Source organism: uncultured Maribacter sp., from assembly GCF_963977385.1.
In the GTDB taxonomy this organism is placed as follows: domain Bacteria; phylum Bacteroidota; class Bacteroidia; order Flavobacteriales; family Flavobacteriaceae; genus Maribacter.
The window spans coordinates 77918-89342 of sequence record NZ_CAXBOU010000010.1; the positions used below are offsets into that span (position 1 = coordinate 77918).

Annotated in this window: 15 protein-coding genes; 9 read left to right on the forward strand and 6 right to left on the reverse strand. The window is 30.8% G+C overall.

The window, feature by feature from the left end; all coding sequences use genetic code 11:
- Positions 1–29: 29 nt before the first annotated feature.
- Positions 30–1196: a proline dehydrogenase family protein gene (locus AAC084_RS11790; protein ID WP_339840399.1), complete on the forward strand. Its 1167-nt coding sequence runs from the start codon at positions 30–32 to the stop codon at positions 1194–1196.
- Between the two features lie 6 nt (positions 1197–1202).
- On the opposite strand, the gene AAC084_RS11795 is transcribed toward AAC084_RS11790, so the two are convergent.
- The 5 genes from AAC084_RS11795 to tsaE all read right to left on the reverse strand — a co-directional run bounded on the left by AAC084_RS11795 (position 1203) and on the right by tsaE (position 4490).
- Positions 1203–1586, reverse strand: coding sequence for a DUF4258 domain-containing protein (locus AAC084_RS11795; RefSeq protein WP_339840400.1), 384 nt, complete (start codon positions 1584–1586; stop codon positions 1203–1205).
- 78 nt (positions 1587–1664) lie between these two features.
- Positions 1665–2864 (reverse strand): alanine dehydrogenase, encoded by a 1200-nt coding sequence (locus AAC084_RS11800; RefSeq protein WP_339840401.1) that lies wholly within the window; start codon positions 2862–2864, stop codon positions 1665–1667.
- A gap of 98 nt (positions 2865–2962) precedes the next feature.
- The gene (locus AAC084_RS11805; protein ID WP_339840402.1) at positions 2963–3622 is read right to left on the reverse strand and encodes a hypothetical protein; all 660 of its coding nucleotides are present in this window, start codon (positions 3620–3622) and stop codon (positions 2963–2965) included.
- Positions 3623–3718: 96 nt separating this feature from the next.
- Entirely contained in the window at positions 3719–3850 is a 132-nt protein-coding gene (locus AAC084_RS11810) for a hypothetical protein (RefSeq protein ID WP_339840403.1), read from the reverse strand.
- A 217-nt stretch (positions 3851–4067) separates the two neighbouring features.
- Positions 4068–4490, reverse strand: coding sequence for a tRNA (adenosine(37)-N6)-threonylcarbamoyltransferase complex ATPase subunit type 1 TsaE (gene tsaE / locus AAC084_RS11815; RefSeq protein WP_339840404.1), 423 nt, complete (start codon positions 4488–4490; stop codon positions 4068–4070).
- A gap of 63 nt (positions 4491–4553) precedes the next feature.
- Here tsaE and AAC084_RS11820 point away from each other — a divergent pair, with 63 nt between their 5' ends.
- The gene (locus AAC084_RS11820) at positions 4554–5732 is read left to right on the forward strand and encodes a hypothetical protein (RefSeq protein ID WP_339840406.1); all 1179 of its coding nucleotides are present in this window, start codon (positions 4554–4556) and stop codon (positions 5730–5732) included.
- Positions 5733–5745: 13 nt separating this feature from the next.
- Here AAC084_RS11820 and AAC084_RS11825 read toward each other — a convergent pair whose 3' ends face one another.
- On the reverse strand, positions 5746–6105 hold the full coding sequence (locus AAC084_RS11825; RefSeq protein WP_339840407.1) for a hypothetical protein: 360 nt from the start codon (positions 6103–6105) through the stop codon (positions 5746–5748).
- Positions 6106–6524: 419 nt separating this feature from the next.
- On the opposite strand from AAC084_RS11825, the gene AAC084_RS11830 reads away from it, so the two are divergent.
- The 7 genes from AAC084_RS11830 to AAC084_RS11860 all read left to right on the forward strand — a co-directional run bounded on the left by AAC084_RS11830 (position 6525) and on the right by AAC084_RS11860 (position 11419).
- Positions 6525–7694 (forward strand): HlyD family efflux transporter periplasmic adaptor subunit, encoded by a 1170-nt coding sequence (locus tag AAC084_RS11830; RefSeq protein WP_339840408.1) that lies wholly within the window; start codon positions 6525–6527, stop codon positions 7692–7694.
- 2 nt (positions 7695–7696) lie between these two features.
- A complete protein-coding gene (locus AAC084_RS11835; protein WP_339840409.1) occupies positions 7697–9874 on the forward strand; it encodes a peptidase domain-containing ABC transporter in 2178 nt (725 codons plus the stop codon).
- Between the two features lie 11 nt (positions 9875–9885).
- On the forward strand, positions 9886–10197 hold the full coding sequence (locus tag AAC084_RS11840) for an HTH domain-containing protein (protein ID WP_339840410.1): 312 nt from the start codon (positions 9886–9888) through the stop codon (positions 10195–10197).
- 143 nt (positions 10198–10340) lie between these two features.
- Positions 10341–10511, forward strand: a complete 171-nt coding sequence (locus AAC084_RS11845) for a hypothetical protein (RefSeq protein WP_339840411.1) — start codon at positions 10341–10343, stop codon at positions 10509–10511.
- Positions 10512–10532: 21 nt separating this feature from the next.
- Positions 10533–10673, forward strand: a complete 141-nt coding sequence (locus tag AAC084_RS11850; protein WP_339840412.1) for a hypothetical protein — start codon at positions 10533–10535, stop codon at positions 10671–10673.
- 19 nt (positions 10674–10692) lie between these two features.
- Positions 10693–10842 carry a hypothetical protein gene (locus tag AAC084_RS11855; RefSeq protein WP_339840413.1) on the forward strand — a complete coding sequence of 50 codons (150 nt, stop codon included), beginning with the start codon at positions 10693–10695 and terminating at the stop codon, positions 10840–10842.
- Between the two features lie 403 nt (positions 10843–11245).
- Entirely contained in the window at positions 11246–11419 is a 174-nt protein-coding gene (locus AAC084_RS11860; RefSeq protein WP_339840414.1) for a hypothetical protein, read from the forward strand.
- The last annotated feature ends 6 nt before the right edge of the window (positions 11420–11425 follow it).

Here is an 11425-nt window from a genome sequence, read left to right on the forward strand (position 1 = left end):
ATATTTACCAGCTATAGAAATAACAAAAAATGGACCAAATATTTGAAAATACCGCAACGGCATTTGCTTTAAAATCAGATTCAGAATTAGAAAGAGCTTATTTTCTCTTCAAAATGATTTCAAATGAACCATTAGTGAAAATGGGTTCGGTAATTACAAATTTTGCTTTTAAAGCACATTTACCTGTTGAAGGTTTAATTAGAGCTACGGTTTTTGACCATTTTTGTGGTGGTATAAATGAAAAAGATTGTCTGCCTGTGGTAGATAAAATGTGGGAGAAAGGGGTTTGTTCGGTTTTAGACTATTCCGTTGAAGGTAAGGAAGAAGAGGATCCTTTTGATACTGCCACTGAGATGATATTGACCATACTAGATTTTGTTAAAGAAAAAGAAGCAATACCATATGCGGTTTTTAAACCTACAGGATTCGGTCGGTTTGCTTTATATCAGAAGATTAGTGAGAAAAAGGAACTAACAAAAGATGAACAAGCTGAATGGCAGCGAGTCATAAATAGGTTCGATAAAGTATGTAAGAAAGCTCATGACCTTGAAGTGTCATTATTAATTGATGGTGAGGAAAGCTGGATGCAAGATGCCGCGGATGGTTTAGCAGAAGACATGATGCGTAAATACAATAAAAATAAAAGGATTGTATTTAATACGCTACAAACTTATAGATGGGACCGCTTGCCTTATTTAAAATCGTTACACGAACGTGCTAAAAAAGAAGGATTTAAAATAGGAATGAAAGTAGTTCGCGGGGCATATATGGAAAAGGAAAATGATAGAGCCGTGGAGAAAGGATATACTACGCCTATCTGTAAAACAAAAGCAGAGACAGATGAGAATTTTAATGCTACTATTGAATATATGATTGAAAATCTCGACACGCTATCAATATTCGCAGGTACGCATAATGAAGATAGCTGCTATCGTTTAATGAAGTTAATGGTCGATAATGGAATAGATAAGAACAATGAACATGTTTGGTTCGGTCAACTATATGGTATGAGCGATCATATTTCTTTTAATTTAGCAGCGAATGGGTACAATGTTGCTAAATATTTGCCTTTCGGACCCGTACGTGATGTTATGCCATATTTAATTAGAAGGGCAGATGAGAATACTTCGGTTGCTGGGCAAACAAGTAGAGAGTTGTCATTACTCAAGAAGGAACGAAAACGTAGAAAAATTTAATGAATTCTACTGAACATCAATTTGTTCTATAGTAGCTTTATTTCGGCAATTTCTAACTGTAAACTTCCAATCCTGTTCTTTTAATTCAGATTCTACAATGTAGGTTTTACAAGGAACTGATTTGGTATCACTATTACCGAAATCCACATCACCTTCGGTTAAAATATACTTCACATCAAGAGAGTCTAATTGGTATTCCACTAATTTAAGTTTCACCTCGTCGCTGTAATGCATTGGTTTCGAGCGAATATCTTTTAGCGTGCGACAATTTGGTAGATAACAAAAGTAGACCCCGGTTTCTTCTGACTTCTTTTTTAAGAAAAAAGTTAGAAAAACGATGCCGATAGACAAGCCTACTAAGAAAAACCCTAACCTTTTTAAAAAATCCATTTAGTTCTTTATTGAATTAATTGAGAACGCGAAATTATACCTTTTTAAAAGGATAGGAAAAGGAATGTTAATAGTAATCTAAAAAATCAAGAAATTAATATCGCTATATTGAATATCAAACCACTCGCCAACCGATTTATTGGTGAGAATTCCATGATACATATAAAGACCATTTCGTAAGCCTTTATCAAATCGAAGTGAATTTTCTAATCCGCCGTCTTCACCTATTTTTAATAAATAAGGGGTGAAGATATTACTAATTGAAACTGAAGCTGTTTTTGGATATCGAGATGGAATATTGGGTACACCGTAATGAATTACATCGAATTTTTTTCGTGTAGGTTTATTGTGGTCGGTAATTTCACTTGTTTCAAAACAACCACCAGTGTCTATACTTACATCTATTATTACGGCACCTTTTTTCATATGCTCAACCATCGTACTTGACACTACTACAGGTGATCTGTCTTTTCCTCTGGTGGCGCCAATGGCAACATCGCAACGTTTAAGAGCTTTTAAAAGATTTTTAGGCTGAATAGTTGATGTATAGACTGTCTGCTTTAAGTTGGTCTGTATATTTCTTAGTTTAGTAATGGAGTTATCAAAAACCTTCACGTTTGCACCAAGGCCAATTGCTGATCTAGCAGCAAATTCACCTACAGTACCAGCACCAATAATTACAACCTCTACAGGAGGGACACCGCTAATGTTTCCGAACATTAATCCGTTTCCTTTATTATTAGCCGCCATTAATTCAGCAGCTATTAAAACGGAAGAAATTCCTGCTATTTCACTAAGTGAACGAACTGCAGGATATTTACCCTCTTCATCTCTAATATATTCAAAAGCAATTGCTGTAATTCGTTTTCTGGCTAATTCTTCAAAATACTCTTTGTATTGAGTTTTTATTTGAAGAGCAGAAATGATAACGGTCTGAGGATTTATGAATTCTATTTCAGTTAGAGTAGGGGGTTCCACTTTTAAAATTAATGGACAAGCGAATACTTTTTTAGTATCCTTAGTTATTTCGCCACCAGCCTGGGTATAGTCTAAATCGGAATAATGGGCTCCTTCACCAGCACCTGATTCAATTAATACGCGATGACCATTTGAGGTTATCGCATTTACAGCATCTGGAGTAAGGCAAATTCGTTTTTCTTGATATTGATTCTCTTTAGGAATACCAATGTGTAATTCTCCTTTTTGTCTAAAAACCTCTAATGTTTCTTCTTGTGGAAGTAATTGATGTTTACTAAACGGTGAAGTGGGTTGGCTCATAATTAAAAATGGACTTTTTTCAAATCAAATATTTGAAACTCAAATGTACAATTTTTAAGGAAATGAATAATCAACTAAGTATTTGTGGGAGTAAATATTTAAAACTTGAAGTTTAACCAGCTCTGAATTCGTTCTTGAAAGCCTTTTAAAGTAAGCTCAATGTTACCAGTAGAAAGTTTTGTGTTAAGTTCATCGGACATAGAAGATATTTCAGATTCTTCATTGTTATCCGTTCTTTCATAAGAAGTAGAGCTATCAGCATTTAAATCTTTTTTCTTTAATTCTTTAAGCTCTTCATCCATAGCATCTAAGTCGATACCTAAAACGTGTTTATCATAAATTTTAATTCTCAGAAAATAAACGAAAGGAATAATTACTATACAAATAGGTAATAACCATAATAAATTTTCTGTATCTATTTCGTTATCATAATTATAAAGTACCTCAAATATTTGAAAAGCATACATTGCGATAGGAATCAGGATAATATGATACCACCAATTTTTTACTGTTAAGAACCAAAAAATCAATAGATATAAGGGTACGATTTTACCCATCATAAACCATACGAATGTTGAAACATCTTCGAAACCATGACTCCATATAGTAATACCTAGAATAGAAACAGAATCTTCTGAAGCTCCAGGTATGTAATCGTAAACCTTGTATAAAAAGGGAGATACAGCTATGAAAAATACCATTATAGATTCTAAAAGAATCTTTCTTTGAGCCTTTTTGCTTTTAATCTTTTGCGCCATTAACTTTAATGTATAAAGTTTTAACGACAGTAAAGGAAAAATAGTATAAAAAAAGGGTGTATTTGCATACACCCTTTATAAATTTAAGCTTAAGTCTTAAATTTTTTCTTTCAATTTTCTTTTATCAATACCTACTTGCTGATTATCAACATTAATAATCGGTGCAGCCATTGCGAAAAGAAATACACCTAATGCCAAAGAGGCAAGAAAAGTTCTTTTGTTTTTCATTTTCAAGGGGTTTTTGGTTATACAAGAATTAGTTCTCATTACAAACGTAAGAAATATTGCACAAATACAATGTTTTTAAACGTTAAAATCGTGTATTTCAACTGATTTTCTGAGCATGTTATCGATTTATAGGTATTTCATCGAAAAATTACAATAAAAACTTAATAGAAACGATGTGAAAATTTATAAAAATACTAAACCTTGAAAATCAGAAGATTTAAATAATATCAAGAAGTTGTAACTTTCTAGTTTTCTCATTCAAAATTTCAATTTTTATTATTTGGGCATCAATTGGAACTAGATTAGGTATCTTTTCTGGCCATTCCATAAAAACCCAACTTTTTGTGTTCAAATAATCTTCTAAACCCATATCCATGGCTTCGTTTTCATCTTCTAGTCTGTAAAAATCGAAATGGTACCCTAATAATTCACCATTTTTGTCAGCATATTCATTTACCAAACCAAAAGTGGGGCTACTTACATTGTCCTTACCTCCCAATTCCTTAACCAGTGCTTTTATCAGTGTTGTTTTACCAGCACCCATTGGCGCATAAAATGCGAGTATTTTGCTTTTTGAATTATGAATGATATAGGTGGCTATGTCGTCTATTTTATCGATTTTAAAGATAAATTCTTTCATTTTGCTTCTTTTGTAACTATTATTGATAAAAGTAAGTTTTCTCTCATTAAACTACGATTTACAATGAATCAACTTAGTAACAAGATTAATATCAAGGGTATACTAATTGCTTTTTTGATTTTAGTATTGCCTCTTTTGTTATTTACACATTTAATGGTTGATAATGTTGCAAACAAATTAACTATATATGGATTTTCCTATGAACATGGTTTTCCTTCGAATCAAACTTATGTATATATAATACTTGTGGCAATAATACCAATTATACTATTCTCTATTTGGTATATAGAGTGTAATTATTGGTGGCGCTGGGTAATATTATTAGCATTTTTTCCATGGGTTGATAATATAATTAGATATAAGTTTTCTAATAAGGAGAATATTCAATTATTATTATACTCTTTATTAATCTCGGGGACTTTAATTCTTATAGTACTACTTCTAAAATATTTACTTAGAAAATATTTTAAAACGGGACTTCATAATTCAATTGAATTGAAGAAAATTAAAGATTTAAATCATGAAAATATAATTAATGTTTTATCAGAAAAAACATATGTTGAACATAAAGATTACTTAAAAATACTTGTACAATTAGAAGATCAAATTGCTGAAACGATTAAAACAAAAAATGGATTTAGAAATGATGATATTAGCAAATGGGACTATTTTTTCATAACTGCAATTATAATTTCGGTCTGTACATTATATTTTGACTATTATATTTTTTATAAATTTCCGAATACTTCAAAAATTATTGGTTTTGGAAAAGAACCTTTTGGTTTTACTGATGTAGAAGCTGCTATGTATTTTTTTGCTATTAAGATAGCTTTATTAATTCCGATTTTGATATGGTTTTTCACCTCACCAAATTGGTGGAGATACGCTTTATTATCGCCAATTTTGCTAACTGTATTTCAACTTTGGGAGGGGTTTCAAATGGCGGACAAGGTTGATGAGACATCATTTTACTATGCAGCCCCTTGGCTTTTTATCGTTATAGCTATAGTTCTTTATTTAGATAAAAAAGTAAGTTATGCTAAAAATATCCTTGAGTCCAAACACGAAATAAAAAGAAAAGTTGAAGAAATTCTAAATTCCGAAGAATATAAAAACGAAATCGTTGAGAAATCTAAAATTGAACTTAAAAAAATAAAAGGTGGAGAAGTTATTTCTGAAAATAAAGAAATTATGGAACTACTCCGTTTACGAGAAATATTACTTAAAAATATAAATGAATAATTTTAATTAAATTCTATTTATTATTTTTCTGTTTTTTTGAAATTTCTTCAGTCACCTCTTTGAGTAATTGCTTTAACTCCAATTGGTGTTTCGCTTTAATTTTTTGTTCTATAATATTTTCAATTTCAAGTTGACGATTTGGTGATAATTTTTCAAAATCTAAGGAAAATTCTTTTTTCTCCTTCAACATTTCACCCTCGCCGGTAATCAACCATTCTACACTAAGCTGGGGGTACACTTTTAATATATTTTCAATAACATCGCTCCCAATTGAGGCATTGTTCTTTCTCATGCGCAACGTATACCCATTTGCAGCACCAATAGATAAGTCAAATTGCCTAGCGCTTAAGCCAGCGTAGGTTATAAACTTCATTAATCGATCTATTGTTTTAAACATAGGTAGAGGAAACTTTCTCTGTTTTGTGAATATTTTACAAAGATAATATATTTTGTTTAATTAATGTGTTTACTAAGTATTATCGATGATAAGCATCATTAATAGAGAATTATTTCTCTATTAATATTTTTATATATAGAAAATATTCTATATGTTTGAATTGAAATTATGTAAGATGCATTATACCCTCATAAAAAGTCAAATACCCGTTACTAAGATTAAAAATTTTACTAAAAATCAATATAAGAGCGAAGTCTATTTTGGTCTAGTAATTTTGTTGGTTTCGGCTAAAACGTGCTTAGTTTTTGGTAAACTAAATTTCATTTTAATAATTGAATGGGTTCTAAAATTTGTTTTAACAGGTTTTAATTACTAACAAGTTAAAGTGCTTTATCATGAAAGAAATTTTTCCGAAAGAAATTATAGAGCATACAACTCAATATTTTATTCCCAAAAATACTATTAGGAGTAAATTTATTTATGGTCTCATACTCTTATTGTTGGTTGGTTCATTAGCTTCATTACCGTTCATTAATATTTCGATTTTTAGTTCTGCAAGAGGTTTTATAAAGCCAAGTAAAGATAGAATGGCTATAACCAGTATAAACTCGGGAAAAGTAATATATAATTCAATTGAAAATAATAAAATAATTAAAATAGGTGATACTCTATTAATTCTTCAAACGAGTGTTTTAGATGAGCAAATAATTCTTAACGAAAGAAAGATTGAGGTTTTGAAAAATGAAGTTTTAGACCTTGAAAAAATTGTTTTAGGCAAGAGAACTGATTTGAATAGGTTAATTACACCTAAGTATAAAAAGGAAATCATTCGATACTATGCCGTATTATCAGAACATTACACGAAAATCAAAAAGATAAAAATTGATTTCCAGAGAAATACTAAACTACTTTCTAAAGGAGTAATTGCAAAGGTAGAATTTGACAATAGTAAATTAGAATTTGATTTAGCAAATAACGCTTTACATCAATTTCAAAAAAATTCAATTAATTCTTGGCAAGCGACTTTGACTGAATCGAATAATCTGTTATTCGATTTACAAAACAATATTAAACAAGTATTAAACAATAAAAAAAGCTATGTAATTACTGCTCCAGTTAATGGTACTTTAATTAATTCTACTAGCCTTAACGATGGTAGTTTTGTAAATGCAGGTGTACAATTGGGTGAAATAACACCAGATACAGAACTCATTGCTGAATGTTATATATCACCTAAAGATATTGGACTCATTGATAAGTCAAAAGTGGTTAGTTTTCAAATAGATGCATTTAACTATAACCAATGGGGTTTAGCTACAGGCAATATTATTAGAATAGCAGATGACGTGGAATTTATGGACAATCAACCTTTCTATAAAATTCAATGTAAAATTAATCAGAAGCATTTGAAATTAAAGAATGGTTATAAGAGGGAAATCGGTAAAGGAATGACCTTAAATGCCCGATTTGAAATAACAGAGCGTACCCTTTATGAATTACTTTACGATAAAATGGATGATTGGTTAAACCCTGGAAATGGAGATAAATTAGCAGTAAATAAATAATTATGGCAAAAAAAACTATAAAACAGCATGATATTACTGATTGTGGTGCAGCTTGTTTAGCATCTATTTCAGCACATTTCAAATTAAATTTCCCAATTGCACGTATAAGACAGTATGCAGGTACAGATAAAAAAGGAACCAATGTTTTTGGATTAATAAAAGCAGCAGAAAAATTAGGTTTTGATGCTAAGGGTGTTCGGGGCGATTTTGAGAGTTTATTTAAAATACCAAAGCCTGCCATTGCACATGTAATTGTTAAAGAAAAACTTCATCATTATATAGTAGTATATGGTATAACAAAAACACATGTGATAGTTATGGATCCAGGGAGGGGTAAAATGGAGAAAAGAACGCATGAAGATTTTAAAAAAGAATGGACAGGAGTACTTGTTTTGTTAGTTCCAAATCAAGATTTTAAAATAGGAAATGAAAAAGTATCTGTTTATAAGCGTTTTTGGTATCTGTTAAAACCTCACAAAACAGTATTGGTTCAGGCATTTATTGGTGCAGTTGTCTATACTTTATTGGGTTTTTCAACCTCTATTTACATTCAGAAAATTACTGATTACGTACTTATTGATGGGAATACAAAGCTTTTGAATTTATTAAGTATAGCCATGGTGGTGCTACTTTTAGCAAAAGTACTGATAGGGGTGTTCAAAGATGTGTTTTTAATAAAAACCGGGCAACAAATAGATGCTAGATTAATTTTAGGTTATTACAAGCATCTATTAAAACTACCTCAACAGTTTTTTGATACCATGCGGGTTGGAGAAATCATCTCTAGAATAGGTGATGCGGTAAAAATTAGGAACTTTATTAATGGGGTAGCGCTTTCTTTAACAGTAAATGTGCTAATTGTAATTTTCTCATTTGTTTTAATGTTTACCTATTATTGGAAGTTGGCTTTAATTATGGCTGTTATTATCCCTATTTATATTTTAATTTATTGGGTAGTTAATAAGCTGAACAAGAAGGTAGAGCGCAAGGTAATGGAAGACGCGGCAGCTTTAGAAAGCCAATTGGTAGAGTCTATAAATTCTGTAGGTACTATTAAACGTTTTGGTCTTGAGGGGTTTGCAAACCTAAAAACAGAAACAAAATTTATTAAACTCTTAAACACAGGGTATAAATCTGCTTTGAATTCTATTTTTTCAGGAACATCTTCTAACACTATTTCACAAATATTTGTCATTGTTCTTCTATGGGTAGGAGCTGGGTTTGTTATTGAAAAAGAAATTACACCTGGTGAACTTTTATCTTTCTACGCTATAATCGGCTATTTCACGGGGCCATTAGTAAGTTTAATTGGGGCGAATAAAGAAATTCAAAATGCATTGATTGCTGCAGAACGACTATTTGAAATATTAGATTTGGAGCGAGAAGAATCAGGTGAAAAAATAATACTTACTAAAGAAAAAATAGGGGATATCATTTTTGAAAATGTAGCTTTTAATTATGGTACTCGTGTAGAGGTTTTTAAAGACTTTAATCTAAAGATTAAAAAAGGAGAAATTACGGCTTTTGTAGGTGAAAGTGGGTCAGGTAAAAGCACTTTGGTTTCGTTGTTGCAAAATATTTACGCCATTAGTAAGGGCAATATTTCATTTGGGCAGACCAACCTAAGATATGTAGATAATGAAAGTTTACGTAAGCTTGTAGCAGTAGTTCCCCAAAAGATTGACTTGTTTGCCGGTAATGTTATCGAGAATATTGCCGTAGGTGAATTACAACCCAATATGGAAAGGATTATGGAAATCTGCTCAGATATTGGTATTCTAGATTTTATAGAAACTTTGCCTAATGGTTTTGGTACGTATTTAGGGGAAAATGGTGCAGCTTTAAGTGGAGGTCAAAAACAACGTATTGCAATTGCTAGGGCCTTATATAAACAACCCGAAATTTTGGTATTAGATGAAGCAACCTCTTCTTTAGACAGTGGTTCTGAAACTTTTGTACAAAAAACAATTGACCAATTACGACAAAAGAACAAGACTATTATTCTAATTGCACATAGATTAAGTACGGTGGTAAATGCGGACACTATTGTGGTATTGGACAAAGGCAAGATAATAGAGCAAGGTTCTCATGAAAAACTATACACTTCAAAACAAAGCTATTATAAACTGTGGAGACAGCAATTGCCGAGAATCAGTTTTAAACTAAAATCAGCTAGTTAAACGTATTATATATGAAACAACTGACAAAACAGATAGCATTACTAGAAAGAGTAGATCAATTGATAAGGCTAAAAGCAACAGGTGCACCTAAGCAATTGGCTGAACGTTTAGAAGTCTCACAGGCTACTATTTTTAGAATAATTGAAACCATGAAAGAAATGAATGCCCCGGTTTGTTACGACATTTCAAGGCAAAGCTATATTTATACCGAAATAGCTAAGTTTAAATGTGGTTTTTATGTACAAGATTTAGACGCTCATGAAGAACGTAACCTTTCTGGTGGCGCCAACTATAAAAATTTGCAGGTACTTTCAAAATTTTAACATTTTTGTTTTGAGACTCGCAAAAATTGAGAGTGCTAGTTTGCATCTTTAAAATGTATTTAAAACAGCGCGCTAGGTTAACTTAGGTTTTAAATGCAAAGTTCAAATGTTTAATAAAATAATTTAAAATGAAAAATTCACAAATGAAAAATTTATCTTTAAAAGAGATGATAGTTTTAAATGGAGGGGGTTCTGATCCTGACGGTTGTTCAGGATGCTCTTCAGGTAGAGCGTTAAGAGAAGCAATTTCCTCTTTTTTTGCCGCATGGGCAGGATCTGGTAATTTAAGTGGAACCGCTGGAATGTATAAATAAATTGTGTAAAATATGAAAAACATGAAAAATTATCAAATAGAAGTACTAAATGAATCTGAAATGAAAGATATTTCAGGTGGTGGATTAATGGATATATTTATTGCATTTTATTCAGGTATATGTTACCCGTATGAATGTAATGAAGTAGATGAATGTTGTTAAATAAAAATAATAGATAAGTATGAAAAATTATATAGAATTAAGCTCAAAGGAGTTACTTAAAATTTCTGGAGGAGGAAGTACTGTAGATAAATTGATGAAAGGTTACGAAGATGCCGGTCAATGGGTTGGTGGTTTTTTTAGTGGACTATTTGGAGGCAATTGTTGTTGAATAATATTTAAATAATTAGAGATGAAAAAATTAAAATTAATATTATACATTATTGGATTTATAATAGGCATACTGTTATTGTTGAACATATTCACAAGTTTTTTTAATGGTTTTTTTAATCCTTATGAAAATAATGGAATTTAAAGGTTATAAAGTATAATAATATTTTGATTTTAAATCATATTCTATCTATGGGCCTGATAGCTTTAAACATGCAGGCCCTAATTTAGAATTTATAATCTCTTCGTCAACCATTATAATTTTAATAATGATATCTACAAATTTGCACTAGGCTTATTGCAATTTTGTTTTTTTAGATATTAGTTTTTTTAAGGTTTGGTTTATTATTTAAAAAAAATGCTAAGAAACATGTTAAGTGTTAATTAAATTTAAAAATAAAATTATGAAAAATTTGGAAAATTATAAGATAAAAAAATTGACTTTAAAAGAACAATTAAATTGCGAAGGAGGAGGGTCAGATCCAGATGGATGCTCTGGTTGTTCGGCTGGTAGAGGTGTTAGAAATTTTCTTTTCGCTTATGCTAACTTATTTGGTTCTGTTTACGGATGGAGGTAATTTTGA

Excerpts from the sequence above, each read along its gene's own strand:
- AAC084_RS11840 (WP_339840410.1), top strand. The coding sequence starts at position 9,886 with ATGAAACAACTGACAAAACAGATAGCATTACTAGAAAGAGTAGATCAA.
- AAC084_RS11825 (WP_339840407.1), bottom strand. The coding sequence starts at position 6,105 with ATGAAGTTTATAACCTACGCTGGCTTAAGCGCTAGGCAATTTGACTTA.
- AAC084_RS11830 (WP_339840408.1), top strand. The coding sequence starts at position 6,525 with ATGAAAGAAATTTTTCCGAAAGAAATTATAGAGCATACAACTCAATAT.
- AAC084_RS11800 (WP_339840401.1), bottom strand. The coding sequence starts at position 2,864 with ATGAGCCAACCCACTTCACCGTTTAGTAAACATCAATTACTTCCACAA.
- AAC084_RS11850 (WP_339840412.1), top strand. The coding sequence starts at position 10,533 with ATGAAAAATTATCAAATAGAAGTACTAAATGAATCTGAAATGAAAGAT.
- AAC084_RS11855 (WP_339840413.1), top strand. The coding sequence starts at position 10,693 with ATGAAAAATTATATAGAATTAAGCTCAAAGGAGTTACTTAAAATTTCT.
- AAC084_RS11835 (WP_339840409.1), top strand. The coding sequence starts at position 7,697 with ATGGCAAAAAAAACTATAAAACAGCATGATATTACTGATTGTGGTGCA.
- tsaE (WP_339840404.1), bottom strand. The coding sequence starts at position 4,490 with ATGAAAGAATTTATCTTTAAAATCGATAAAATAGACGACATAGCCACC.
- AAC084_RS11805 (WP_339840402.1), bottom strand. The coding sequence starts at position 3,622 with ATGGCGCAAAAGATTAAAAGCAAAAAGGCTCAAAGAAAGATTCTTTTA.
- AAC084_RS11820 (WP_339840406.1), top strand. The coding sequence starts at position 4,554 with ATGAATCAACTTAGTAACAAGATTAATATCAAGGGTATACTAATTGCT.
- AAC084_RS11810 (WP_339840403.1), bottom strand. The coding sequence starts at position 3,850 with ATGAAAAACAAAAGAACTTTTCTTGCCTCTTTGGCATTAGGTGTATTT.
- AAC084_RS11845 (WP_339840411.1), top strand. The coding sequence starts at position 10,341 with ATGAAAAATTTATCTTTAAAAGAGATGATAGTTTTAAATGGAGGGGGT.
- AAC084_RS11860 (WP_339840414.1), top strand. The coding sequence starts at position 11,246 with ATGAAAAATTTGGAAAATTATAAGATAAAAAAATTGACTTTAAAAGAA.
- AAC084_RS11790 (WP_339840399.1), top strand. The coding sequence starts at position 30 with ATGGACCAAATATTTGAAAATACCGCAACGGCATTTGCTTTAAAATCA.
- AAC084_RS11795 (WP_339840400.1), bottom strand. The coding sequence starts at position 1,586 with ATGGATTTTTTAAAAAGGTTAGGGTTTTTCTTAGTAGGCTTGTCTATC.